A 22,757-nucleotide genomic window follows, 5' to 3' on the forward strand; every position below is an offset into this window, starting at 1 on the left:
CCATGAACATCCTGCAAATCAACTCCAGCGCCCGTAGCGTAGGTTCCGAATCCACCCGTCTGGCAGACGCACTGGTCGCCAAGATCGTCGCCGCCAACGCCGGCGCCGCCGTCACCCGCCGCGACCTGGCCGCCAACCCGCACCCAGTGCTGGACGAGCCTGCCCTGCAGGCCCTGTTCACCCCGGCCGACCAGCGCACCGCCGAGCAGGCCGCCCGCGTAGCACTGGACGACGCCCTGATTGCCCAAGTGCAAGCCGCTGACGTGATCGTGATCGGTGCACCGACCTACAACTTCGGCATCACCGCGCAGCTGAAAACCTGGTTCGACGCGATTGCCCGCGCCGGCGTGACCTTCAAGTACGGCGCAACTGGCCCAATCGGCCTGCTGACCGGTAAAAAAGTCTACGTGACCCTGTCGCGTGGCGGCGTGCACCGTGACGGCCCTAGCGACACCCAACTGGCTCACATCAAGATGTTCCTGAGCTTTGTTGGCCTGACCGACGTGCAGTACGTGTTCGCAGAAGGTCTGGGCATGGGCCCGGAAGCTGTCAGCAAAGCACAAGCGCAGGCCGAAGCAGAAATCAACGCAATTCTGGTTTAAACAAGGAGAAGGACATGACTGATCAAGTAAAAACCCCACGCAGCGTAGAACGCATCATCACCGGCCAAGCCGTCATGGACGGCGCAGGCGTGAAGATCAACCGTGTCCTCACCCAAACGCTGCAACGCCGCTTGGATCCGTTCCTGATGCTGGATAACTTCGGCAGCGACCAGGCCAACGATTACATCGCCGGCTTCCCTAGCCACCCGCATCGCGGCTTTGAAACGGTGACCTACATGATCGAAGGCCGCATGCGCCACAAAGACAGCGCCGGCAACGAAGGCTTGCTGACCAACGGCGGCGTGCAATGGATGACGGCGGGCCGCGGCGTGATTCACTCTGAAATGCCGGAGCAAGAAGACGGCGTGATGGAAGGCTTCCAGCTGTGGCTCAACCTGCCGGCCAAGGACAAGATGCGCGATCCATGGTATCGCGACTTCAACGGTGCTGATGTGCCGGTGTTCTCGACCGAGCAAGGTGCCAAGGTCAAAGTGATTGCAGGCCGCAGCCACGGTGTAGACGGCGCGGTGCAGCGCGAAGTAACGGAACCGCTGTACATCGACGTTGATCTGCCGGCTGGCGCCAGCTTTAGCCAGCAACTGCCGGAAGGTCATAACGCGTTCATCTTCACCTATCGCGGTTCGGTAAATTTGGATGGCAAGGCTGTGGCGTCGGGCCGCATGGCGATCCTTGCCAACACCAAGGGCGCCGACGGCGTGACCATCACGAGTGATGAAGCCAGCCGCTTCATTCTGATCGCCGGCCAGCCGCTGAACGAGCCGATCGCGCAGTACGGCCCGTTCGTGATGAACACCCAAGCCGAAATCTTCGCCGCCGTGGAAGACTTCCGCGCCGGCAAACTGGGTGAAGAAGCCCAAGCGTAATAGTCACAACAGCCGCAGGCACGCGATGCCTGCGGCTGCCTTTTATCTTTTCCCGGCCTTGTGTTCGCGCGCCGCGATCAGACCTGCCACCAAGCGCTGCAAAGCATTTTTCCGCTGCCGCTGATCGCGCTCCATCAACAGCCCGCGCACCTGCCTTCGCAGCTGAAAATTATCGACAGCGTAGCCTAGCAGCAGAATCACCAGCACCACGAACGTGATGTAGCCCCCCCACCAGTGCCACGAAACCCACGCCAACGCCGCAAAAATGCAGCCATAAAGCAGCAGCGCCAGTTGATCCTTCATAGCCGGCTCCACGACTGCCGATAGTGCTTTCTCGCGTTCACCTGTGGCTTGCAGATCCCGGGCCAGTGCATCAAAACGCTTGGCAGCCAAGGCCGGTGCAGATTATTGCTTCGAGCGGCCATCAACACATCGGACAATGAAGTGCCGCCAGCCAGCGATCGGCCGCTAGCAACCGCAATGCTGCCAATGACAGCGCCCACATAAAACGACGCTCGCAAGGCGCCAAGATAAACCAGCTTCTCAAGCCCAGTCCCGGCCCCGATCAATTCCGCGACGGTCACCTTCGAGCCATGCTGTTGAATAGCCGACAAAATCGTCGCCGCCGTATTCACCGCCGTGCCCTTGGTCGCAAAAAGCGTCTCGGGACAGTCCAACCCAAGACTGTCCATATTCTCCTTGAAATACTTATAAAAATCCGATGCCATGGCCTTCTCCTATAAGAAGCCGAGAGTGTTCGGCGTTATAGAAGCATAGGCACGGCACTAAAACATGGCATTGACGCATCGCACTTGCGGCGTGAATGATGCAGACCGCTGTCTCAACGGATAAAATAGTGACATGATGCCCACCCTGATTAAATGGCTGCGCCGCCTGAGCCACCTGCTTGGCTTTGAGACCGCCGACTCCTTCCCGCCCGGTCACCCCTACGAACGCACGCGCTGGAATGGCGCTTATTTCGACATCGCTTCCGATGTGAAGCCCGATGATATCGAGCGCCGCTTGTGCGATGCGATCAGCAATACCCCGCTGGTATTCGGCTACATCGTCAATCCTACGCCGCGCATGCAACGCGCGCTGCTGGCGGTGCTGGAAGAACGCATGCGCAACAACCGTGGCCGCGCCACCGAGTTGGCGGTGCTGCTGGTGCAAGCCTACGAAAGCCCGCATATCAGCGAGATCATCCCCGGCCTGCGCAGCGTGGTGGACTCCACACGCGGCTACGAATTAGGAGACCGCGCCCGCGCCGTCATGGCCTTCCTCGGTTCCACCCAATCGCCATTTGACGTGATCGAGATGCACTAGCCTGAAATGGCCATGGTCAGCACGCTGTTGGACAAGGTCAGCACCGCCGTGCAGTCGCCGGGAATGGCGACATTCTGGCTGTGGCAGGAATAATAATCGCTGGCGCCTAGCCGGATACGGTCTATGGCCGCGCTGATGCCGGTGCTGATGGTGTAAGCCGCCAACTTCAAATCCGGCGCGGTGACAAACTTCAAGGTCACATCCTGCCCGGTATTGTTGAGGAACACAGTCTTCGACGGCTTGACGGTCTTGCGCGAAGGCGTCTCGGTAAAGCAAATATTCATCGTCACAGCACCCGGAACAAGCCGGCCGGATGGTCAGGGCTGTTACACAGCATGCCGACGCTGATGCGCTGGCCGTCGTCCACCGGCAAGGTGGCGGCGTCGTTCAGCTGGCGCAGGTGGTAGCCGGCGGCCGACGTGCCGTCGTTGGCCAGCCACGCCACCGTGGCCAGGTCGCCCGCCATGATGGCTTCGCAGCAGGCGCTGGCGCCATAGACGCCGACCTGGTACTGGCGCTCCGCCGGCCCGGCCGCCCGGAAAGCCTGGTTGACGCCTTCGAAATAGCGCGTGACCGCGCCGTCGATCCACGCCACATCCGGCGCCGCAAAATAAATCGCCGATCCCGATGGCTGGGCGATCACCGACTGCGCCATCAGATAGGCCGCCGCGCCGTCAGCCAGCCCCTGCGCCCGGCTGAAGTAACTGAGGTGCGGATCGGGCGTTTCCCATAGCACGCCGATCTGGATACCGGCATCGGTCAGCGCCCTCGCCTCGGCCAGCGACAGGCTCTTGCCCGCCTGGTGACTGTAATGCCGCATGGCGAAATCTATCCCCTGTTGCTTGATCGATATTGCATATTGGGTAAGTTCAAACGGTGCTTTCACGCCGGTCAGAACAGTCATGGGGACTCCGTAAAAATTGGCAAAACCTGCATGTGGCATTTGTTTAACTATTTCTCTCAAGATAATGTTATATTTCGATGCAATGACTTTAACCAGATGTAGTTATCATGGCCTTCCGAAAACCTTCCGGCCAATAAGTCCTTGATTGCAAAAGATTTTCCTCCAGAGCAAAGAAGGTGGATGTGAAGCATAAGAGTTTCCGTTTCGGCGAATGGCGGGTGGATCCGGCCACGAATACGCTCAGCTGCGGCGTGCTAAACCGCCAGCTGGAGCCGCGGGCAATGGATGTTTTGCTGTATCTTTGCCAACATCCGCACGTGGTCATTTCGGCCGAAACGCTGCTGGACGCGTGCTGGGGCGACGTCTCGCCGAGCGACAACGCCATCCACAAAATCATCACCCAGCTGCGCCGCGCGCTGGACGATTCGGCCACCGAGCCGCGCTACATCGAAACCATTCGCAAGCGCGGCTACCGTCTGCTGGCGGAGCTCAGCTATGACGATGAGGTAAGCCAGGGCAGCTGGCTGCACGCCTCGCCATTCCGCGGACTGGAAGCTTTTGAGGAACAGCACGCCGCCATCTTCTTCGGCCGCAAGCTGAGTGTCGATCAACTGGTACACGTGGTGGTGGCGCAGGCCCAAGCCGCTTGCGCGATGGTGCTGGTGCTGGGGCCGTCGGGCGCCGGCAAAACCTCGCTGGTGCAGGCAGGCCTGATTCCGGCACTTAAGGCCGGTGCTGCGCCGGCCGAGTCTGGCCTCGCCATCAGCGAGCATGTGCAGCTGGATTGCGCCGATATGGGCCAGTCCGGCCTGCTCGAAACGCTGGCCAGCGTGCTGCTGGATGCCGAAATCGACGGCAAACTGCTGTTTGAAAACACCAGCGCGGCGGCGCTAGCCCAGCGCATGGCGCACGACCTGCCGCTGTTGATCGAGCAATTGCAGCGCCAGCTGCCGTCCATCCAACTGCTCCTATTCATTGACCGTTTCGAGGCAGTGTTCCGGCTGCCGCATGTTAGCGATGCCGAGCGCGCCGTCTTCATCAACGTGCTGGATCAATTGGCGCGCTCGGCCTGCATGCAGCTGGTGCTGGCCTGCCGCAACGATTTTTATCCGCATCTGGCGTCCTACCCGGCGCTGATGAATTTGAAACTGAGCGGCGGCCACTTCGACCTGACGCCGCCTGGCAGTGCCGACATCGCCCAAATCGTGCGCCACCCGGCGCAAGTGGCGCAACTGCGCTACACCGTTGATGAGCATGGCGAAGGCTTGGACCAAGTGTTGTGCAACGCCGCCCGCGCCGGCGCCGATAGCCTGCCGCTGCTGCAATACTGCCTGCAAGAGCTGTATCGCCAGCGCAGTTCCGATGGCGAACTGAGCCACGAAGCCTTCCACGCCATGGGCGGCTTGGAAGGCGCGATTGGCGCGCGCGCCGAACAAGTGATTTCGGCGTTAGGAAGCGCCCAGATCGCCGCCCTGCCACACGTGTTGTCGCAACTGGTGCTGGTGGCGGAAGACGAGGCGACCGTCAGCTCGCGCCGCGTGCTTTGGTCGGCCCTGCGCAACGATGCGCAGAACAAGCTGGTGCAAGCGCTGGTGGACGCACACTTGTTCGTCAGCGATTTACAGGGCGGCGCCCCATTCTTCGGCCTCGCCCACGAAGCCCTGCTGCGCCGTTGGCCGCGCGTAGTAGCGTGGATCGAGGAACACCGCCAAGCGCTCCAAGTCCGCAGCCGCATCAGCGCCCAAGCCAATCGCTGGCAAGACAGCGGCCGCAAGCGAGACATGCTGCTGCCCTCCGGCACCCAAACCAATCAGGCCCGCGAACTGCTGAGCGCGAGCAGCCTGAGCCTGACACCGCAAGAACAAGACTTCATCCAATCCTCCCTCCAAAGCGAACGCCGTAGCGAACGCATGCGGATGGCCGTGATGATCGTCGTTACCAGCCTAGCCATCCTCGCCGCCGCTCTCGGCCTCACCGCCCGCTCCGCCCAAACGCAAGCAGAGGCGCACCGCACCGAAGCGGAAAGCTTGATGGGCTATATGCTCGGAGAATTCGCCGACAAACTCCGGCCTCTGGGCAAGCTCGACCTGCTGGACAGTGTCAGCACGCGCGCACTGAAATACTTGTCCGATCCTACACGTGCAACCGATAGCGACGTCGCGCTGGCCCAGCGCGCCAAGTCGCTGCAATTGATTTCCGAGGTGCGTATTGCCCGCTCCGATCCGGCTGGTGCCAACACCGCGTTACTAGCGGGCCGCGACATCCTGCAACAGCAACTCCGCGCCCGGTCCAGCGACATCAATCTGCTAAAGAGCGCCGGCGAAAACGCCTTCTGGCTGGGGCAAATTCACTTTGACCAGAAAAACTGGGAAAAGGCTCAGCAGTACTTCGACGAATACCTCGCCTACGCCAACCGCCAAGCAGCAGCGGCGCCGGACGATGTGAGTAGTTGGATAGAGCAATCGTACGCCCAAAACAGCCTCGGCACGCTGGCTTTGCAGCGCAGCGACGCCCAGCGCGCCGCCCATGCATTCGCCCTGTCGGTCGAATTCAAAACGCGGGCTTATATGAAAACGCCTGCGGACAAGCAACTGACGGTAGATCTCGCCGATAGCTTGTCATGGCAAGCCACCGCGCAAGTCCAGCTAGGCCAACTTATGCAAGCCGAGTCGCTGTATGGCCGTGCGTTGAAGCTATTACAAACACTTCACGCCACCTATCCTGAAGATACCTTGTGGGGCAATCAGCTTGCCGGGGCATGGTCACGCCAGTCAGAGTTAAAACAAGCAAACGGTGATATCGCTGGCAGCTATCACGACGCACAGCAAGCGTTTGCTCTGCTAAAAAGCATGGTTGAGAAAGATCCGAGCAACCACAATTGGCAACGCAAGATGTATATCGCAGAACTGCGAGTACTTGATACCGACAGGGAGCAGACTGTCGCTCAATCGTTTAGCCATCTAGAAAAACTGGAACAGATATTTTCCGATCTTATTAAGCTCGAGCCCAAGCGACTCAACTTGCAAGTCATGCTAGCGCTGGTTCAGCAAAGAAAAGCCGCTCTACTTATGAAGCAGCGGCAATTTGCAACCGCGCTCCAAAGTTTACGGCCCACTGTAGAGAAGCTAAAACAGCTTGGCACAGCCGCTCCTGCCGATATCACCATTCGCGATGCGACGATTGATGCATTGCTGCTGAATGCCGATTTAGCCGCCGTACAAAACGATTCAACAGCCTCGCTTCACTGTGAGGCGGTGCGCGACTTGCTACGCCCGTTGGTCAAAGACAGCAACGATTTCCAACTATTGGCCCCATGGGTGAAAGCCCATGCCTGCCTCGGCCAAATGGAGCAGGTCCAGCAAATCAAAAAACAACTGGACGCGATGCCCTACCGCGACGCGGCCTACTTGTACTACCTTTCCACCCACCCAGCTAAGAAAGCGACTTCATGAGTACCTATCCACCATCCACGTCTTTCGTCAATATTCTTGTTTTCGTCAAGCCGAATCCAGCCAAGCCTAGCGGCTTTGATGTTTCTACGTCGCCGGCAATTCCTGTGATCACCGAGGCCGACACCGTCATCAACTATCAGATCTTCGATTCCGCCGGCTACGACATCATCTTCACCGGCGCTGACGTAACGCCTACCGACAACGCCCAGCTGACGTCACCAAGTGTCAGCCTCAGCGGCAAGCTGCTGACGATCAGTGATGCCAATACCAAGCCGTTGATGTTAAGCGTTAATCTCAAATTCCAGATCCGTGGCAAGTCCGACAGCAAGTTCGAGCACGATCCGCAGATCAGCAACAACCCGCCAAACTAAGCAAGACCGGCAGCGCTGCCGGCTGATGCCCGCAGCGCTTCTCTACTGGTCAAACAATATGCACTTCATTTCCCATCAATATAGTGGCCAATCTTCCGGTACGCGCCTGATCATCACCGGAGCCGTGCATGGTAATGAGACCTGCGGCACCAAAGCGATCTTGCGGGTGATGCAGGAGCTAGACAATGGAGCCCTGCTTATCCGTCGGGGCGCCGTGACGTTTGTTCCGGTGACTAATCCGTTGGCCTACGCCAAAAGTGAGCGGGCTGGTGAGCGCAATCTAAATCGCAATTTATTCCCGAATTCGAATCCACAAGATTTTGAGGACCGTGTGGCTAACTGGCTGTGTCCTCTGCTGGCGCAGCATGAGGTGCTGCTGGATCTGCACTCGTTCAACGCGGCCAGCGAACCGTTTGTGATGGTCGGCCCGCGTAACAATGATGGGCCGCTGGAGCCGTTCAAGCATGAAGAACAAGAGCGCGCGCTGGCGCGGCGCCTCGGTGTGCGACGCTTCGTCGATGGCTGGCTGCGGACTTACGGTGCAGGCGTGCAGCGGCGCATGAATGGCAGCTCCGAATTACAAACCGTCCTACGCTACGGCATGGGCACCACCGAATACATGCGCTCCGTCGGCGGCTACGCGCTGACGCTGGAGTGCGGTCAACACAACGATCCACAAGCGCCCGAGGTAGCGTATCGCGCGATCCTGAATACGCTAGCCTTCCTCGGCCTGATCGATGCGCCGTCGCCAGAGCCGACCGCGCCGGAACACATGGAAGCCCTGAGCATGGTCGCCGTCTACGATAAGCAAGACGCTGGTGACACCTTCAGCCGCAGCTGGTCTAGCTTCGATCCCGTCCAGCAAGGCGAAGAAATCGGCCGCCGCGTGGATGGCACGCCGGTACTGGCCGAATTCGACGGCCGCATCCTCTTCCCCGACAGCGAGGCCGGCGCCAACAGTGAATGGTACTATCTCACCCGCGCCTATCCATCATTCTAAAATTAAAACAAGGAGACTCCCTCATGCAGCTGGCTGCGCAAATCGTCACCGCTTTGGTGGCGCTGATTCACGTCTACATCGTTTTGCTGGAAACAGTATTGTTCAATTCGCGCGGCCGCCGCGTGTTCGGCCTGAGTAAAGAGAAAGCGGAAATCGTCCAACCAGCCATGTCCAACCAAGGCTGCTACAACGGCTTCCTGGTGGCAGCGCTAGTGGTCGGCTTTGTGCATCCTGACGCGGCCATCGCTTCGGCCTTCACCGTGTTCGGCTTGAGCTGCGTAGCGGTTGCCGGCGTTTGGGGTGGCGTCACTGTGAAACGCTCGATCCTGCTGATTCAAACCCTGCCTGCCGTGATCGGCCTCGCCCTGCACTTCGCCGCCTGACCATGCAAACCAAATTCAACTGGATCCTGCTGGCCTGCGCCACGGCAGCCCTGGTCGTCACCGGCTACAAGGAAATGAACAGCAAGCCGCAACTGCACACCGTAGATAGCGCCTCGTGCACCTCGGATGCCATCAAGCGCATCGACAGCATTACCGAGCGCGCGATTCAATCGTCCAAGTGTGCGGAGCGCGGCAAATAAGCTTACTGCCGCAAGCTCGGCAGCGTGATCGTGGTTGATGATGTAGCGGCGGTGTCGCTGGCAGGTTTGGCGCCAGTGCCGCGCAGGGCCAGGAGCCAGCCGATGCCGTCAAACCAGAATGGGGAGCCCAGCGAGGCGGCGAAGGCTGTTGCAGTCCAGCCGATTAGGGCGAACAGCAGCGCCACCATGAACGTGCCTGCGCTGCTCGCGTTTTCAAAGCGCGCTGATGGCCAGCCGATTGGCAAGGCTTGCACTACCTCGGCTTGTGCTTTGGCTTGCTTGGTTTGCTCCAGCGGCGTGGCAGCAATCGCCGGCGCGACGGCCGGTTGCGCGGCTTCCGCTTTCTGCACCAGTTGCGCCGTGAGCGCAGAATCGCTCCACAAACGCTTCGACAATTGCAGCGCGTCGATGTTCATCACGCACGCGTAAAACAGTCCCACCAAGAACAGCACGAACTGCGAACGCCGCTTGTACCAGCCGCTGATGCGATCCATCACGGTGTCGTACCAGATGCGCACCGCGTTCTCCAGCGCCGCCGCATCGTCCGGCCCGTCGCCCATGATGGCCAGCAGAGTACGCGTAAGTCCTTCGTTGCCGACGCTATTCAGCAGCGCCACCGCCGTCTGTCCCTTGCCGTACTTCGCGGTCAACGTAGACACCAACGCCCGCGCAAAGATCGCCGATGGAATGTACGACGGCATGCGCCCCTGCTGCGCCATGCCGACGATCAGCGGATGCTGCATCACCTGCGCCGTCAGCGACGCATCATTCAATTTATCCAGTCCGAAGCCGCCGTCGATCCGCAACAGGCGCAGCATCGACGGCCACACGCCGCGCAGCTTAGGCCGCGCAGCCGACTCATGCAGCATGGTCAGCACGCCATCGAGCAGCACCTTGGCGCGCGTCTGGAACAGCGACGCAATCGCTTCCCGCGTGGCGCTGCACAGCAGGCTCACCGCCAGGAAGGTGTAGGACAGCCCCACCGCCACATCCAGATAAGAACTCGACATACCGACCCCGTTAAATTTCCAACAATGTTCCCATAACATAAAGGATTTTTCGGCCGCCAGCACGATTTTCTTTTATATCGTAAGATGGCGATATTGAAATCGGAAAAACACGATACATATAGCCCACCATGGACATCGACGCAATTCACAAAGCCCTCGCCAACCCGATGCGACGCCAGATTTTGGCGTGGCTGAAGGAACCGGACGTTTTCTTCGCAGAGCAGCAGCACCCGCTGAGCCTGGGCGTCTGCGCGGGCATGATTGACCGTCGGGCCGGCCTGTCGCAATCGACCATGTCCGCCCACCTTGCCGTGCTGGTCAAGGCCGGGCTGGTAACGTCGCAGCGCGTCGGCCAGTGGAACTATTTCAAACGTGATGAAGAAGTCATCAAGGCCTTCATCGATCAAATGCAACTCTAAGGAACCTTATCATGCCAACTCTGTTCGATCCGATCACCATCGGCGCCCTCACTCTGAAAAACCGCGTCGTCATGGCGCCGCTGACCCGTGCCCGCGCCATTGGCGGCGGCCGCGTGCCCAACGCGCTGATGGCCAAGTACTACGAGCAGCGCGCCAGCGCCGGTCTGATTCTGAGCGAAGCCACCGCTGTCACCCCGCAAGGCGTGGGCTACGCCGACACTCCGGGCCTGTGGTCTGACGAACAGGTGGAAGGCTGGAAGCAAGTTACCGCCGCCGTGCACGCCAAGGGCGGCCTGATCTTCGCCCAGCTGTGGCACGTGGGCCGCATCTCGGATCCTAGCTTCCTGAATGGCGAGCCGCCAGTGTCGGCCAGCGCGATTGCTGCTGAGGGCCACGTGAGCCTGCTGCGTCCGCAACGCCCGTACCCAGTGCCGCGCGCGCTGGCAACCGAGGAAATCGCCGGCATCGTTGCCGCCTACAAAAAAGGCGCGGAAAACGCCAAGAAAGCCGGTTTCGACGGCGTGCAAATCCACGGCGCGAATGGCTATCTGCTGGATCAGTTCCTGCAATCGAAAACCAATCAGCGTACCGACCAGTACGGCGGCCCGATCGAGAACCGCGCCCGCCTGATGCTGGAAGTGACCGATGCCGTGATTGAAGTATGGGGCGCAGACCGCGTCGGCATGCACCTGGCGCCACGCCGCGATTCGCACGATATGGGCGATGCCAATCCAGCCGAAACTTTCGGCTACGTGGCGCGCGAACTGGGCAAGCGCAAGATCGCTTTCATCGCGGCGCGCGAGGCGGTCGGCGAAGACAGCCTGGGCCCACTGCTGAAGAAGGAATTCGGCGGCGTGTTTATCGCCAACGAAAAAATGGACAAGGTAGTCGCGCAGAGTTTGCTGGATAGCGGCAACGCCGATGCGATCGCATTTGGCAAGGACTATATCTCCAACCCGGATCTGGTAGAGCGCCTGAAAACCAACGCCCCGCTGAATCCTTGGAAAGCCGAAACCTTCTACGGCGCGACCGAAGAAGGCTACACCGACTATCCAGCGCTTGCTTAATAATTAGTACCGCAAACCCCGAGTCGCTGCCGGGGTCTGACCCCATACGGGGTCAGACCCCTGCCTCGGTTAGGGTTAACGCGGTTGCGTATAGCTGATCGGCACGAACACGTAGCCGCCTTTGCCATTAACCCGCACATGCCCCAGCGCGGGGAAGGACAAGTGCGGCGCGCCGATCAGGTAACCATCCTTGGCCGCCGCCGCAAATGCTTCCTTGCGCTCGGCTATCGCGATCTTGCTGTCGGTGTCGAACTGGATGCCGACGCCCGGATCATCAAACTGCACCGCCTGCACGTGCAGCAAATCCCCCAGCAGCACCAGCTTCTGCCCCTTGCTCTCCACCACGTAGGTGATGTGGCCCGGCGTATGCCCGCCATTGAAGTACGATTTAATCCCCGGCACTAACTCGGTGTTCGCAATAATCGGCTGGAATTTGCCGGCCTTGACGTACGGGTTGATCGACACCATCGGCCCTTGGAAATTATCCTTGGCGTCGGCGGAAGCCCTATCCAGATTGGCCGGATTCAAATAGTAGTCCGCGTCGAGCTTGCCGGCCCGCACCACCGCATTCGGAAACACGCGCTGCTCGTTGGACGCCAAGCCGCCGACGTGGTCGCCATGCATATGGCTGATATAGATCTCGTCCACCTGCTCCGGCTTATAGCCCGAAGCCTTGAGATTGCCCAGCAACTGCCCCAGCGTCGGCCCGAACAAGCTGGCCGCGCCGGTATCGATCAGCACCAGCTTGCTGCCGGTGTTGATCAGGAAGCCATTGACCGAGGTTTGCAGCGGGCTTTTCTGGAACGCTTTATCCAGCGCGGCCGTGGTCTTGGCCGGCGGCTGCTTGAGCAGCTTGTCGACCGGCAGATCCAGCGTGCCATCGTTGAGCACCGTGATTTCAAAATCACCCAGCGTGGTGCGATAAAAACCGGGCGCCTGGAACTTGGCAAACGGCGCGCCCGCCTGCGCGGTCGCGCTGGCCAGCAGCGCTGCAATCATCAAGGTCAAGGTACGTGTGCTCATGGCTCCCCTATTGTGAGAATTATCAGGAGCACTACAATACCTCAAATACAAGAATCCTGTTAAAACGTGGACGGCAAGCGGAACGACAGCTGTACGTCCGGCGTGTCGCGCGTGAGCCCGGCGCCGACGGCGATGTTGATGGTGCGCTTGTCGCTGATCCGGTACGAGAAGCCAGTCAGCAGCGTGCCCAGTTGCGTGCGCACCGAGCCGGCCACCGGCACGCCGTTCTGCCGGGTGCGGGCGATGGAGCTGTGGTCATAGCCAAAGCTGATCAGCGCCTTGTCGTTCAGCGCCAGCCCGACGCCAAAGTTAAAGCCGATCACGCCACCCGGTTCGATTTTCCCCAGCGGCTCAAACTCGCCGCCCAGCACTTGCCGGTTGACGTTGCTGCGCTTAAAGTTGTACAGATAGCTGACGCTGCCGAACAAGATGGCCGGATCGCTGGCGTACAGCCACGTCACGCTAGGCTGCAAGGCATAAAAGCCGGAGCCGGTCGGCAGATCCAGCGGCAAGCCGGTGCCGCTGGCGTTCGGCCCGACGCAGCGCTTGCTGCAATCGGTCACCACGTCAAACGGGTCGGTGCCGGTGCGCGACTTGAAGCGCAAGCCGGCCACGTAGTAAGGCTTGTCCGCCCCGCCCTCGTTCAGCTGATAACGCACCGCCAGCTCGGCATCCCCCATGCCGCGCCCGCTGGTATCGAACACGCGATCCACGCCGGTGCCGGTGAACACCTCGCGGCTGACGGTGGAATCGGAGCGGTACACATACGGCAGCTTCAATTCCAGCTCGGCGCGCCGGCTCAAGCCATAGCGCGCGGTGATGGCGGCGGTGGCGGTATTGCGCTTGACCTCGCGCACATCGACCAGTCCGATCAACAGCGCCGGGATAATCGTATAGCCAACCAGTACCACGCGGTTGCTCGATGAGTAGCCAAATTGCAGCGACGGCTCCAACACGAACTTGCCGCGCGGCGTCAGCACGCCCGGCTGTTCAAACAACGGCGCCACGGCTGGCGGCCGACCATCTTGCGGCGGCGTGCCGACGGCTGGATCCGGCGCGGCCGCGGCGATTCCACTGGCCAGCAGCGCTGCGGCCAGCATTCGTGCTTGTGCTTGCATGTGCATCCCCTTATTTGCCGACCGCGCTATTCAGTGCATCGCGCAGGCTGCTTTCAAAGTTAATGGCCTTGAGCATGGCCAGATTGGCGACCGTGGTAGTGATCGTGGTCTGGGTGCGTATGGCCTGATCGTTAAGACTGTTCTGCACCAGCACGGCAGCCATGGCGTCACTGGCCTGTAATGCGTCCGCAGCGCTCAACTGTGTCATATCGGGGATGGAAAAATGCGTGTTTGCTACAACAGTGCCATTGATCGAAACCAAACGTTCGACACCTAATGACACCAGCATGCCGTTGCCGAAATCGAAGCCGCCGCGCGTGTGCGCCAACTCGCCATCGTCAACGGCGGCCCAATTGTCGGTGGGGTCAGCGTGCGCGGCTGCTGCGCAAAGCAGTAGCGCACTCCATAAATGCTTGTACATGGCAGCGCCTCCGTTCAGAAGTTGCCGCTGCCGTTTTTCGGCAAGGTGATATTGGTCAGGCTGGAGCGCTCAATAGCCTCGCCCAGCGGCGCGCGCGGCGCGACGTTCCAGTCATTGGCTTGATTGAAGTGCGGCTGCCCCTTCCAGTGATGGATGACGAACAGCAGCCGATCCGGCCACGCCGCCTCGAACGCATCGCGGCGCATGGCCCGGGTGCCGCCGGCCGGGTCGCCGATCAGCACCCGCTCATCGTCCACGCCCTTGATGACGACGAAGTGCCAATAGCCGTTTTCCGCCACGCGCACGATGGCGGGCAAACGCGCCTCGGCCAGCTTATTCAACGGCTGCATGAAACCATCGGCACTGAAGCCGATCTGCGCCAGGTAGCGCTTCATGTCCAGCAGCGAGAATCCCTCGCGCTGTATCCTTGGCTGATCGCCGTGCGCATACATGGCATTGAACACCGCTTCTTCCGAGACCGGCGTGTCATAGTGATAGCTGAGCAGCGTCGCCACCGCCGCCGAGCCGCAGCTAAAATCAAAGTGCTGCCGCACCGTTGAGCGGAATCGCGCTTCTTTCACACTGGTGACGTGCAGCGCGTAGCTGCCACCGCCGTTCAGCGCAGGCAGGTCAGCCGCTTGCGCACTTAACGCCAGCAGCAGTAGAGGAATGATCTTCATTGCATCTGAATGTTGATGATGGTGGCGTTTTGAATCAGCACATTCGAACCGGAGTTCTGTATCGCCACTGGCAACCCCGACGCATTGCTGAACGCCCCGCTGCTAATCGTGTTCGCGCCGCTCACCACATGCGACGTGGTGTTCTCCGTGACTGCGCCGTTTAATAGCATGTCATTGTTGACCGTGTCCGCCCCTGCATGCATGGCGGCGAGGCGCTCATCGCTCACCGGCGCGCTGTCGAAGGCTTGCAGCAACACGGCCGCGCATATGAAAGCTGTGTACATACCTGTCCTCCCTTTCATCAAGGCGGGACGCAAGCGCCCCGCCCCGTGTTTAACGCCCCAGCGACAGGTTGGACTGCACGTTGACGCTTTGCTGGATCAGCGCCGCAATGCCGCTGTTCTGCGCCACCACCAGAATGCCCGCCGCCGATTGGCCGACGTTGCTCATGGCGTTGTAGGCATTGAAGGTGCCGGCGTTGGCCGATGCCGAACCAGCCGCGCCACCTACGCCGCCCGCACCGGAACCAGCAGTTGCCGCGCCCGCAGTGGTGGCGCCGGTTGTGCCGCCTGCACCGCCGGTACCGGCGCCTCCCGTACCGCCTGCCGCACCAGCGCCGCCGGTCGCGCTGCCATTGGTCGCATCGCCATTGGAGGCCGTGCCGCCGGTGCCGCTTGCGCCCGCGCCGCCCGCCGCGCCGGTGCTGCCGTTGGCCGACGCCGCACCGGTATCGCCGGCACTGGCCTCGCCGCCTGCGCCACCACTGCCACCGGTACCGCCATTCCCCCCGGTGCCTGCCCCCACGTACGGCGCGCCGTTGGAGGCGCTGCCGTTGCTAGCGCTGCCGCCGACACCACCACTGCCGCCGCTACCGCCATAGGAGCTGCCACCCCGGCCACTGGTGGCCCACGCGCTGCCACCGCTGGCATAGCCGCCCGTGCCGCCAGCGCCCGCACCACCAGTGCTGCTGCCGCTGTTCTCGGCGTAGTTGCCGATCGTATCGACCATGTTGCCACCCACCGTGCCGTTCAAGGTACTGGTGGCGTTGGCGGTGGAGGTGTTGAACGCGTTGCTAAAAGCCGATGTCGCCGTACCGCCGTTGTTGGCGGCCACGCCGCCAATAGCGCTGGCACTAGCCTCGCCGCTGCTGCTGTTATTGTTGTTTCTGTTTCTGGTGCTCGCATCGCTGCTGGTGCTTGTATTGGTGCTTGTATTGGTGCTTGTATTGGTGCTGGTCTTGGTACTGGTGTGGGTGTTGGTACTGCTGTCCAGCGAGGCGCTGGAATTATCGTTGGCGCTGACGCCGGCGCCGTTCTGCGTGGTCGCCGTTTGCGCATAAGCCTGCGTAAAGGCCAGCGCGATGACTGCCCCGATCAAAGTTTTTTTCATAGCTGCTCCTACCTTACAGTTTGAGGAATGGGCCGGGGCAAATATCCCCGGTCTCACTTCTTTCGCAAGCTTGGTGCCAGTGCCGGCAAGCCCTTGATCTGCAAGGAATAAGCGCCGCCGCTGTTGTGGCGGGCGGCGTTTGGCGATAGCACATCGTCACGCCGGTGTGACAGCTCGGCCATTCATTCGCTCTGGCCGTCGGTGTAACTCGGGCGTGACGATCCCGCCATGCCATGCTTGGCCAGCAGGCGATAGAGCGTCATGCGCGATACGCCCAGGTCGCGCGCGGCCAGCGTGATGTTGCGGCCGGCACGCAGCAGGCTGGCGTCGATGGCGTCGCGCTCGGCGCGGATGCGCGCGTCATCCAGTTGCTGCGGCGCCGGTGCGCCGGTTTCCAGTCCGAGGTCTTGCGCGAGTATCAGCCGTCCTTCCGCCATCACCATGGCGCGGCGCACGCGGTTAATCAGCTCTCGCACATTGCCGGGCCAGTCGTAATCGCGGATCGCTTGCGCGGCGCGGCTGCTGAAGCCTTTCAGGCGCGGCGCGCGCTCGCTGGAGAAGGTATGGAAAAAATGTTCGGCCAGCGGCATCAGGTCGTCGCGCCGTTCGCGCAGCGGCGGCACATCCAGCGCCAGCACATTGAGGCGGTAGTAGAGGTCTTCACGAAACGCACCGCGCTGCACGGCCTGCGTCAAGTTGACGTGCGAGGCGGCGATCACGCGCGCATCGACCGCAATGCTGCGCGTGCCGCCGACGCGGTAGATGGTCTTCTCCTGCAAAAAGCGCAGCAGATTGGCTTGCAATTCCATCGGCAGATCGCCGATTTCATCGAGGAAGATCGAACCACCCTGCGCACTTTCGATCAAGCCGCGCTTGTCGCGCGCCGCGCCGGTGAAGGCGCCGCGTTCGTGGCCGAATAACTCCGACTGAATCAGCGCGGCAGGAATCGCACCGCAGTTAATCGGCACAAACGGCCCTTTGCGGCGCGGCGAATGCGCATGCACTGCTTGCGCCGCCAACTCCTTGCCGCTGCCGCTCTCGCCCCAGATCAGCACCGGCGCACTGGCCGCCGCCACCTTGACGATCTGCCGCCGCAAGCGCGTAATGGCGGCGCTTTGACCAGTGAGCGTGGCGTCGCCAACGGCGCGCGGCGATGCGCCATCCGCGTCCGCGCGCAACGCCGCCATGCCCAGCGCGTGGCCGAGCGCATGGCGCAGCCGTTCGCTGTCCACGGGACTGGTGTGGTAATCAATGCAATGGTCGCGCACCAGTTGCCGCCAGCACGCCTGCTCCAGGGCGGCAGGCGGCAGCACGGCTATCCATTGCAGCGCCCAGTGATCAAGCAAGAAGGCGTTCAGGTCTTCACAGCTGTCCGTCTCCTGCACCAGCAGCAGGCCGATGGCGCAAGGCCGCGCCCTGAAATGACGGCGCGCTTCAGCCGGCGTGGCAGCTGCGATCAGTTCCCAACCTGCCGGCAGACACGGTACGCCGACGCCCACGCAGAGTATCGATTTCGTCGTCATGCCCATTGGACGGGAAATGATGAGAAAAGTTCAAGCTTGTGCCACCGCCGAGGCCAATATAGAATGCGCGCTGCTTTTTTGAACAGGTGGATAACAACCTGTCAATAGTGAGTCTATATTAAAAAATACGGGATGTAGTGAGATGAATGATTTTGAATTAAAGACGACGGCCCTGCCGGGCTGGCGTCAGCGTATGGCATTGCGCGTGCTGAAGCTGTTCGGCTGGCGCATGCTGTACCGCCCGCTGCCGGGCCCGCGCGGCATCGCGGTGGTGTATCCGCATACGTCGAACTGGGACTTCATGGTCGGCCTGTTCGGCAAGTGGGCGTTGAACCTGCCGTTCCGCTGGCTGGCGAAAGACTCGCTGTTTAAAACGCCGCTGGGCGGCTGGTTCCGTTCCCTCGGCGGCGAGCCGGTGGATCGCAGCGCGCCGCAAGGCATGATCCGCGCGCAGGCCGAACGCATGAACGCGGCCGATTGGTACTGGGTCGGCATCACGCCGGAAGCCACGCGCGCTTACCGTCCGCATTGGAAGAGCGGCTTCTATCACCTGGCGCTGGAAGCCAAGGTGCCGCTGTGCCTCGTCTACATCGACTATCCCAACAAGACCCTGGGCGTGGTCGATCACCTGCATCTGACCGGTGACCAGGAAGCCGATATGGCCGCCATCCGCGCCGTGTACGACGGCCACCTCGGCCTGTATCCAGAAAACGCGGCGCCCATCGTGCTGGCCGAGCGCCGCGCCGAGCCCCGCAACTAAGCGCGGAGCCACCTCCTGCCTTTACAGCGCGCCCGGCTCGCGCTGGAACTTCATCGGTGTCGTGCGCGGCAGATTACCGCCGAACAGCGCCTCCGCTTGTGGCAACTCCAGCGGCGCGCCCTGCGCGCTGGAATCGACCATCACCCGGATATTCGACTGCACCTTGCCGTCCACCTTGAGCTGCACCAGGCCGAAGTAGCGCTGCGCCGGATCGAGCCCGTTCCACGACACGGCCAGCGTGCCGAATGCCCCCGGCGCGGTGGCGGAAGGCGACAGCACCTTCATGTTGGCGTCTTGCTGGCCCGGCTTGAGTATCCAGCTGCTGATGGCGAAGGTCGAGGTTTCCGCCCAGCTCGATTTCACCGCCACGCATACCGTGTAGTCGCCCGGCTCGGGGGCCAGGCCAAGCAGCGCGTGCTCGCTGGTGAACTCGGTGTCGCTGATGCCGACCAGCACGCCGCTGGAATTCAGGATCATCAGGTACAGATTGTCCGTGCCCTGGCCAACGGCGGCGGTGTCCGCATAGTAGGTGGCAAGACGCGCCGCCGTGGTGCCGGCCGGGATACTCAACTTCATGGCCGCCACGCTGGCGCTGCCGCCGGCGCGGCAGTCGGCCACGCCATAGTCGTCCCACTTGCCCGGTGCGCGGGTAAAGGTGGTGCGCTTGGCCGCAGTCAGCCCGGACTTCTGTATCGCCAGCTTGCTGCTGAAGCCAGCATACATCGGCAGCAGCTTGTTGTCGGCCGGACGCGAAGAGTTCAGGTACTCGTACACGTCCAGCACCATGGCGCGCGCGGCCACAGTGCTGTGCACCAGGTGCTCGCCGTCGCGCCACTCCAGCGAGCCATAGCGCCATTCCCAGTGCGGCGCGTTGACGTTCTTCAGCGCCACCGTGAACGACTTGGTTTCGCCCGGCTCCAGCGCCAGCGTGGACGGCGTCACGCTGTAGCTGTAGCCTTCGAGGCCGCTCATGGTGGCGGTGTAGATGGCCGGCTTGCCGCCAACGTTGGTCACGCTGCGCACGAAGCTTTGCTGCTCCATCAGCGCCGGCGCCACAATGCTCGGCTGGTTCAGGTTGGTGGCCGCTACCTTGCCGCTTTGCTGGCACTGCTCGGCGCTGACGCTGATCGAATTGGCGCCGCACAGGAAGCGGATGTAGTCGTTCGGCGCCAGGTCATAGACCAGGCCGGGATCGGTGGCCAGCAGCGGCTGCACCATGCCCGCCCCCTGTCCCCACGGCGAATTGCTGGCCCATGGCTCGACGTAGATATCGGGCTCGGTCGGGCCGGCCGTGGTCATCAGCGCCGAACGGATCGCCGCCGGTGACCAGTCCGGGTGCTGCTGCATCAGCAATGCCGCCAGGCCGGCCACGTGCGGGCTCGCCATCGAGGTGCCGGTGAAGAAGTTCCACGCCGCGCCGCTGGCCTTGCCTTGCGCCGCGATGGCGTTGCGTTCGGCCTCGGTCTTGACCGGCGTGACGCCAGCCAGCACTTCGACGCCGGGCGCGGCCAGGTCGGGCTTCAACAGGCCGGGCGCCACGCCCGGCCCGCGCGAGGAGAACGGCGCCACCATCGGCGACGGCGCCGGGTTCGCTTGCAAGCCGTAGGCCGACATGGCGATGCGCGCGTCGGGATGGCTGCTCACGTAGGCCTTGATGGTGTCGCCGTCCTGGGTGCTGACATGCACCGACGGCAGCGACTGCACGTCGAACACCAGGCCATTGTTGTTGTCGACCATGATCATGCCGACGCCGCCGGCCTCTTTCACCGCCACGCTCTTGTCCTTGCGGGCATTGACGCCGCGCTCGCACACCACCACCCGATCCTTGACATAGGCCGGGTCAAGCGCGCCGGCCGCGCTGGCGCCGTTGGCGGCACGGTCAGCCGCCGTGAAGCACTGGCTGCGCGCAGCCTGGTCGGCCTCGGACAACTGCTCGAACGGCGTGGCGCCGGCATCGCGCGCCAGCACTGCGCGGCTGGCCGGCAGCGGCGCGCTGTTCAGCGAGGCGCCGACAAAGCGGGTGCCATCGTCCAGCGTCACCTCGGCGCCGGTCTGGCGGTCGTGGGTGGCGGCGGCTGCGGCGGTCATCCACGGCACGCCGTGCGCCGACGGCACGTAGTACGGCCCGGCATTGCCGGCCGAGGTGGCGACGAAGATGCCGGCGTTGGCCGCGCCCAGGAAAGCCTGGTCGACCGGGTCGTCCACCGAGAACGGGTCGCCGCTGATCGAGAAATTCAGCACGTTGACGCCGTCCTTGATGGCCTGCTCCACCGCCGCGATGGCGTCGCCGGGGTAGCACTTGTTGGTGGAGCCTTCCACGGCGTCGGGATCGTTGTAAGTCCAGCACACCTTGTAGACGGCCAGCCGCGCGCGCGGCGCCATGCCGGAAGCGAGGCCGGCGGCAACACCGTCCAGGCGCGCCGTCACGCCGTGGTTGCCGGCCGCAGTGGACGCCGTGTGCGTGCCGTGGCCGCCGCGCGAGCCGACCGCGTTGACCGAGTCGCGCGGCGATTCAAACTCCGTCCAGTGCAGCGTGCGGCCGTCCGCCTTGAACGAGTCGTTGTAATAGCGCGCGCCGATCAGCTTGTTGTTGCAGCTCTGGGCGCTGAAGCCCTCGCCTGCCACGCAGGCGCCCTTCCAGCTGGCCGGCGGCGCGCCGTAAGCCAGCGTGCCGCTGCTATCGAAGGTCGGTGCGCCGTGGGCGTCGACGCGGTCGGCAAAGGCCGGGTTTTCCGGCCACAGGCCGGTGTCGATCACGCCGATGACGATGTTCTCGCCGGCCTTACGATCGCCGCCGGCCTTGCTCCACAAGCCGTTGGGGCCGTCCAGCCCCAGGTAGGTCGGGGTGTAATGGGTATCGACCTGGCGCGCCTGCTCGCGCTGTACCGACAGCACGCCGGGCTGCGCCTTCAAGGCGCGCGCTTCGGCCCGCGTCAGCATGGCGGAGAAACCGTTGTAGGCCAGCTTGTAGCTGTGCAGCAGCTTGGCCTGCGGCGCCACTGCCAGCAGGCTGCGCTGCTTTTGCTCCAGGTAGCTGCCGTAGCGTTGCACATCGGGAGAATCGAGCGCGAGCTTCTGGCCGGCGACCGGCATAGTCGCCTTCAGGCTGGCGATGCCGCCCGTGTAGGAAGCGGCCGGTTTGCCGTCCAGCTGCACCAGGTAAGGCATGCGCGCTTCCGCCGCGTGGACGCCTTGAACCAGGCCAAGCAGCATCAGCGTGCCGGCAGAAATGAGGAGCTTGTTCATGCCGCACCTCCCGCCATCGCTGCTGCCGCTGCCTTGCCGCGCCGGCGCCACGCGCCCAGCAGGCCCAGTCCCGCCAGCAGCAGCGGCGCCGCCGCAGGTTCGGGCACCGCGCTGACCTGAATATCGTCCAGCGCGAACTGGGCCAGGTTCAAGGTGGTGTCATCGTTCACGCATGCACCGGCGTCGTCGAATACGCAGGCGCTGAACGTCACGTGACTGAGCGCTTGCGCGCCCAGCTCGGCGCTCAAATCCCAGCTGCCCATCATGCCTATCTCCGCCGGCATGTCGTGTTCCAGCGTGATCACGCTGCCGCCCGCTAGCGTCGCCTGCACCGTCAGGCGGCCGTACACGAGGGGCGGCAACTCCCAGTCGCGCGCGATAAAGCCGTAATTCAGGCTGCTTAGCTGGAAGGCCACGCCGTCCTGCCGCTCCAGCGCCAGGCTTCCGCCGTTCAAGCCGGCAAAGAAATGCGTGTTGTCGTACGGGCAAGCATTGAGGGTGCAGGAAACGGAATTGGTCAGCACCGCGCCGGCCAGTCCCGGCTCGTAATCCGGCTGGCCCTGCGCGAAATTGCTATCGCTAACAGTGGCCAGGAAGCCGCCCGTGAGGAACTGGTCGCGGCCGGCATAAATCGTGTCCTCGGCGGCCAGCACCGGGGTGACCACGTTGGCGACGGTTTCAAAGTCTATAGTGCCGGCATGGCTGGACGGCAGCGCCGCGATGGCGGAACACGCCAGCGCGATCCGGCTGGCAAGCTTGGAATATCGGAACAAACGGTTCATATGGATGACTCTCCCTTTAAGTTTAAAACCCGAAGTGATGCCATCCCATGTTATCGCTACCAAAAATACCGGTAGTATTTTAAGCCTAAACGATCAATTGTAATTTAGCCATTCTTTCGTACAAAATTTACTTTTAGCTATGAAAAAGCACGGTTACTTGCATGGTGCATGCTGCGGCTTTCACGCCACAATGCACG

General features: G+C 62.1%; 26 protein-coding genes. 11 read left to right on the forward strand and 15 right to left on the reverse strand.

Going from position 1 to position 22,757, the window contains the following annotated elements; translation table 11 throughout:
* Positions 1-2 precede the first annotated feature (2 nt).
* Together GTP45_RS13100 and GTP45_RS13105 are read left to right on the forward strand one after the other, a co-directional pair.
* Positions 3-602 (forward strand): FMN-dependent NADH-azoreductase, encoded by a 600-nt coding sequence (locus tag GTP45_RS13100; RefSeq protein ID WP_161014337.1) that lies wholly within the window; start codon positions 3-5, stop codon positions 600-602.
* 14 nt (positions 603-616) lie between these two features.
* Positions 617-1,486, forward strand: coding sequence for a pirin family protein (locus tag GTP45_RS13105; RefSeq protein ID WP_161014338.1), 870 nt, complete (start codon positions 617-619; stop codon positions 1,484-1,486).
* Between the two features lie 42 nt (positions 1,487-1,528).
* On the opposite strand, the gene GTP45_RS13110 is transcribed toward GTP45_RS13105, so the two are convergent.
* Entirely contained in the window at positions 1,529-1,789 is a 261-nt protein-coding gene (locus tag GTP45_RS13110; RefSeq protein WP_161014339.1) for a hypothetical protein, read from the reverse strand.
* Entirely contained in the window at positions 1,786-2,214 is a 429-nt protein-coding gene (locus GTP45_RS13115) for a hypothetical protein (protein ID WP_161014340.1), read from the reverse strand. Before GTP45_RS13115 ends, GTP45_RS13110 begins: the two co-directional genes overlap by 4 nt.
* A gap of 133 nt (positions 2,215-2,347) precedes the next feature.
* Between GTP45_RS13115 and GTP45_RS13120 the strand changes: the two genes are divergently transcribed.
* Positions 2,348-2,812 carry a hypothetical protein gene (locus GTP45_RS13120; protein WP_161014341.1) on the forward strand — a complete coding sequence of 155 codons (465 nt, stop codon included), beginning with the start codon at positions 2,348-2,350 and terminating at the stop codon, positions 2,810-2,812.
* On the opposite strand, the gene GTP45_RS13125 is transcribed toward GTP45_RS13120, so the two are convergent.
* Positions 2,809-3,096, reverse strand: coding sequence for a hypothetical protein (locus GTP45_RS13125; protein WP_161014342.1), 288 nt, complete (start codon positions 3,094-3,096; stop codon positions 2,809-2,811). The genes GTP45_RS13120 and GTP45_RS13125 overlap by 4 nt on opposite strands.
* Positions 3,097-3,098: 2 nt before the next feature.
* Positions 3,099-3,716 carry a glycoside hydrolase domain-containing protein gene (locus GTP45_RS13130; RefSeq protein WP_161014343.1) on the reverse strand — a complete coding sequence of 206 codons (618 nt, stop codon included), beginning with the start codon at positions 3,714-3,716 and terminating at the stop codon, positions 3,099-3,101.
* A gap of 182 nt (positions 3,717-3,898) precedes the next feature.
* Here GTP45_RS13130 and GTP45_RS13135 point away from each other — a divergent pair, with 182 nt between their 5' ends.
* The 5 genes from GTP45_RS13135 to trbK are packed head-to-tail and all read left to right on the forward strand — an operon-like array spanning position 3,899 to position 9,122.
* Positions 3,899-7,168 carry an nSTAND1 domain-containing NTPase gene (locus GTP45_RS13135; RefSeq protein WP_161014344.1) on the forward strand — a complete coding sequence of 1,090 codons (3,270 nt, stop codon included), beginning with the start codon at positions 3,899-3,901 and terminating at the stop codon, positions 7,166-7,168.
* On the forward strand, positions 7,165-7,539 hold the full coding sequence (locus GTP45_RS13140) for a DP-EP family protein (RefSeq protein WP_161014345.1): 375 nt from the start codon (positions 7,165-7,167) through the stop codon (positions 7,537-7,539). The genes GTP45_RS13135 and GTP45_RS13140 overlap by 4 nt, the downstream gene beginning before the upstream one ends.
* Before the next feature lie 58 nt (positions 7,540-7,597).
* A complete protein-coding gene (locus tag GTP45_RS13145; RefSeq protein ID WP_229258449.1) occupies positions 7,598-8,539 on the forward strand; it encodes a M14 family metallopeptidase in 942 nt (313 codons plus the stop codon).
* A 23-nt stretch (positions 8,540-8,562) separates the two neighbouring features.
* Complete coding sequence (locus GTP45_RS13150; protein WP_161014347.1) at positions 8,563-8,922, forward strand: DUF1304 domain-containing protein; 360 nt, start codon at positions 8,563-8,565, stop codon at positions 8,920-8,922.
* Between the two features lie 2 nt (positions 8,923-8,924).
* Positions 8,925-9,122 carry an entry exclusion lipoprotein TrbK gene (gene trbK, locus GTP45_RS13155; protein WP_161014348.1) on the forward strand — a complete coding sequence of 66 codons (198 nt, stop codon included), beginning with the start codon at positions 8,925-8,927 and terminating at the stop codon, positions 9,120-9,122.
* A 2-nt stretch (positions 9,123-9,124) separates the two neighbouring features.
* Here trbK and GTP45_RS13160 read toward each other — a convergent pair whose 3' ends face one another.
* A complete protein-coding gene (locus tag GTP45_RS13160) occupies positions 9,125-10,132 on the reverse strand; it encodes a hypothetical protein (RefSeq protein WP_161014349.1) in 1,008 nt (335 codons plus the stop codon).
* Positions 10,133-10,260: 128 nt separating this feature from the next.
* Here GTP45_RS13160 and GTP45_RS13165 point away from each other — a divergent pair, with 128 nt between their 5' ends.
* Together GTP45_RS13165 and GTP45_RS13170 are read left to right on the forward strand one after the other, a co-directional pair.
* Positions 10,261-10,551 (forward strand): ArsR/SmtB family transcription factor, encoded by a 291-nt coding sequence (locus tag GTP45_RS13165; protein ID WP_161014350.1) that lies wholly within the window; start codon positions 10,261-10,263, stop codon positions 10,549-10,551.
* Positions 10,552-10,562: 11 nt separating this feature from the next.
* Complete coding sequence (locus GTP45_RS13170; RefSeq protein ID WP_161014351.1) at positions 10,563-11,618, forward strand: alkene reductase; 1,056 nt, start codon at positions 10,563-10,565, stop codon at positions 11,616-11,618.
* A 75-nt stretch (positions 11,619-11,693) separates the two neighbouring features.
* On the opposite strand, the gene GTP45_RS13175 is transcribed toward GTP45_RS13170, so the two are convergent.
* From GTP45_RS13175 to GTP45_RS13205, 8 genes are read right to left on the reverse strand one after another with little or no spacing between them, the layout of a single operon-like run.
* A complete protein-coding gene (locus GTP45_RS13175; protein WP_161014352.1) occupies positions 11,694-12,641 on the reverse strand; it encodes an MBL fold metallo-hydrolase in 948 nt (315 codons plus the stop codon).
* A 59-nt stretch (positions 12,642-12,700) separates the two neighbouring features.
* Entirely contained in the window at positions 12,701-13,759 is a 1,059-nt protein-coding gene (locus tag GTP45_RS13180) for an acetate kinase (RefSeq protein ID WP_308494605.1), read from the reverse strand.
* Positions 13,760-13,769: 10 nt separating this feature from the next.
* The gene (locus GTP45_RS13185; protein WP_161014353.1) at positions 13,770-14,180 is read right to left on the reverse strand and encodes a hypothetical protein; all 411 of its coding nucleotides are present in this window, start codon (positions 14,178-14,180) and stop codon (positions 13,770-13,772) included.
* A gap of 14 nt (positions 14,181-14,194) precedes the next feature.
* Positions 14,195-14,860: a C39 family peptidase gene (locus GTP45_RS13190; protein ID WP_161014354.1), complete on the reverse strand. Its 666-nt coding sequence runs from the start codon at positions 14,858-14,860 to the stop codon at positions 14,195-14,197.
* Positions 14,857-15,144, reverse strand: a complete 288-nt coding sequence (locus tag GTP45_RS13195) for a hypothetical protein (RefSeq protein WP_217363352.1) — start codon at positions 15,142-15,144, stop codon at positions 14,857-14,859. The genes GTP45_RS13190 and GTP45_RS13195 overlap by 4 nt, the downstream gene beginning before the upstream one ends.
* Positions 15,145-15,193: 49 nt before the next feature.
* Positions 15,194-16,249 (reverse strand): hypothetical protein, encoded by a 1,056-nt coding sequence (locus GTP45_RS13200; protein WP_161014355.1) that lies wholly within the window; start codon positions 16,247-16,249, stop codon positions 15,194-15,196.
* Positions 16,250-16,302: 53 nt separating this feature from the next.
* On the reverse strand, positions 16,303-16,431 hold the full coding sequence (locus GTP45_RS29005; protein WP_267876197.1) for a hypothetical protein: 129 nt from the start codon (positions 16,429-16,431) through the stop codon (positions 16,303-16,305).
* A complete protein-coding gene (locus tag GTP45_RS13205; RefSeq protein ID WP_161014356.1) occupies positions 16,432-17,772 on the reverse strand; it encodes a sigma-54 dependent transcriptional regulator in 1,341 nt (446 codons plus the stop codon).
* A 193-nt stretch (positions 17,773-17,965) separates the two neighbouring features.
* Between GTP45_RS13205 and GTP45_RS13210 the strand changes: the two genes are divergently transcribed.
* Positions 17,966-18,532 carry a 1-acyl-sn-glycerol-3-phosphate acyltransferase gene (locus GTP45_RS13210; protein ID WP_308494606.1) on the forward strand — a complete coding sequence of 189 codons (567 nt, stop codon included), beginning with the start codon at positions 17,966-17,968 and terminating at the stop codon, positions 18,530-18,532.
* Between the two features lie 21 nt (positions 18,533-18,553).
* Here the strand turns inward: GTP45_RS13210 and GTP45_RS29010 are convergent, their stop codons facing one another.
* Together GTP45_RS29010 and GTP45_RS13220 are read right to left on the reverse strand one after the other, a co-directional pair.
* Positions 18,554-21,778 (reverse strand): S8 family peptidase, encoded by a 3,225-nt coding sequence (locus tag GTP45_RS29010; protein ID WP_161014358.1) that lies wholly within the window; start codon positions 21,776-21,778, stop codon positions 18,554-18,556.
* Positions 21,775-22,560 (reverse strand): NF038120 family PEP-CTERM protein, encoded by a 786-nt coding sequence (locus GTP45_RS13220; RefSeq protein ID WP_161014359.1) that lies wholly within the window; start codon positions 22,558-22,560, stop codon positions 21,775-21,777. Before GTP45_RS13220 ends, GTP45_RS29010 begins: the two co-directional genes overlap by 4 nt.
* Positions 22,561-22,757 lie beyond the last annotated feature (197 nt).

The organism is Duganella rivi, from assembly GCF_009857435.1.
Taxonomy (GTDB): Bacteria; Pseudomonadota; Gammaproteobacteria; order Burkholderiales; family Burkholderiaceae_D; genus Rugamonas; species Rugamonas rivi.

Excerpts from the sequence above, each read along its gene's own strand:
- GTP45_RS13100 (WP_161014337.1), top strand. The coding sequence starts at position 3 with ATGAACATCCTGCAAATCAACTCCAGCGCCCGTAGCGTAGGTTCCGAA.
- GTP45_RS13165 (WP_161014350.1), top strand. The coding sequence starts at position 10,261 with ATGGACATCGACGCAATTCACAAAGCCCTCGCCAACCCGATGCGACGC.
- GTP45_RS13190 (WP_161014354.1), bottom strand. The coding sequence starts at position 14,860 with ATGAAGATCATTCCTCTACTGCTGCTGGCGTTAAGTGCGCAAGCGGCT.
- GTP45_RS13145 (WP_229258449.1), top strand. The coding sequence starts at position 7,598 with ATGCACTTCATTTCCCATCAATATAGTGGCCAATCTTCCGGTACGCGC.
- GTP45_RS13175 (WP_161014352.1), bottom strand. The coding sequence starts at position 12,641 with ATGAGCACACGTACCTTGACCTTGATGATTGCAGCGCTGCTGGCCAGC.
- GTP45_RS13220 (WP_161014359.1), bottom strand. The coding sequence starts at position 22,560 with ATGAACCGTTTGTTCCGATATTCCAAGCTTGCCAGCCGGATCGCGCTG.
- GTP45_RS13205 (WP_161014356.1), bottom strand. The coding sequence starts at position 17,772 with ATGACGACGAAATCGATACTCTGCGTGGGCGTCGGCGTACCGTGTCTG.
- GTP45_RS13200 (WP_161014355.1), bottom strand. The coding sequence starts at position 16,249 with ATGAAAAAAACTTTGATCGGGGCAGTCATCGCGCTGGCCTTTACGCAG.
- GTP45_RS13150 (WP_161014347.1), top strand. The coding sequence starts at position 8,563 with ATGCAGCTGGCTGCGCAAATCGTCACCGCTTTGGTGGCGCTGATTCAC.
- GTP45_RS13110 (WP_161014339.1), bottom strand. The coding sequence starts at position 1,789 with ATGAAGGATCAACTGGCGCTGCTGCTTTATGGCTGCATTTTTGCGGCG.
- GTP45_RS13170 (WP_161014351.1), top strand. The coding sequence starts at position 10,563 with ATGCCAACTCTGTTCGATCCGATCACCATCGGCGCCCTCACTCTGAAA.
- trbK (WP_161014348.1), top strand. The coding sequence starts at position 8,925 with ATGCAAACCAAATTCAACTGGATCCTGCTGGCCTGCGCCACGGCAGCC.
- GTP45_RS13210 (WP_308494606.1), top strand. The coding sequence starts at position 17,966 with ATGGCATTGCGCGTGCTGAAGCTGTTCGGCTGGCGCATGCTGTACCGC.
- GTP45_RS13180 (WP_308494605.1), bottom strand. The coding sequence starts at position 13,759 with ATGCAAGCACAAGCACGAATGCTGGCCGCAGCGCTGCTGGCCAGTGGA.
- GTP45_RS13130 (WP_161014343.1), bottom strand. The coding sequence starts at position 3,716 with ATGACTGTTCTGACCGGCGTGAAAGCACCGTTTGAACTTACCCAATAT.
- GTP45_RS13115 (WP_161014340.1), bottom strand. The coding sequence starts at position 2,214 with ATGGCATCGGATTTTTATAAGTATTTCAAGGAGAATATGGACAGTCTT.
- GTP45_RS29010 (WP_161014358.1), bottom strand. The coding sequence starts at position 21,778 with ATGAACAAGCTCCTCATTTCTGCCGGCACGCTGATGCTGCTTGGCCTG.
- GTP45_RS13120 (WP_161014341.1), top strand. The coding sequence starts at position 2,348 with ATGATGCCCACCCTGATTAAATGGCTGCGCCGCCTGAGCCACCTGCTT.
- GTP45_RS13140 (WP_161014345.1), top strand. The coding sequence starts at position 7,165 with ATGAGTACCTATCCACCATCCACGTCTTTCGTCAATATTCTTGTTTTC.
- GTP45_RS13195 (WP_217363352.1), bottom strand. The coding sequence starts at position 15,144 with ATGTACACAGCTTTCATATGCGCGGCCGTGTTGCTGCAAGCCTTCGAC.
- GTP45_RS13185 (WP_161014353.1), bottom strand. The coding sequence starts at position 14,180 with ATGTACAAGCATTTATGGAGTGCGCTACTGCTTTGCGCAGCAGCCGCG.
- GTP45_RS29005 (WP_267876197.1), bottom strand. The coding sequence starts at position 16,431 with ATGGCCGAGCTGTCACACCGGCGTGACGATGTGCTATCGCCAAACGCC.
- GTP45_RS13105 (WP_161014338.1), top strand. The coding sequence starts at position 617 with ATGACTGATCAAGTAAAAACCCCACGCAGCGTAGAACGCATCATCACC.
- GTP45_RS13125 (WP_161014342.1), bottom strand. The coding sequence starts at position 3,096 with ATGAATATTTGCTTTACCGAGACGCCTTCGCGCAAGACCGTCAAGCCG.
- GTP45_RS13160 (WP_161014349.1), bottom strand. The coding sequence starts at position 10,132 with ATGTCGAGTTCTTATCTGGATGTGGCGGTGGGGCTGTCCTACACCTTC.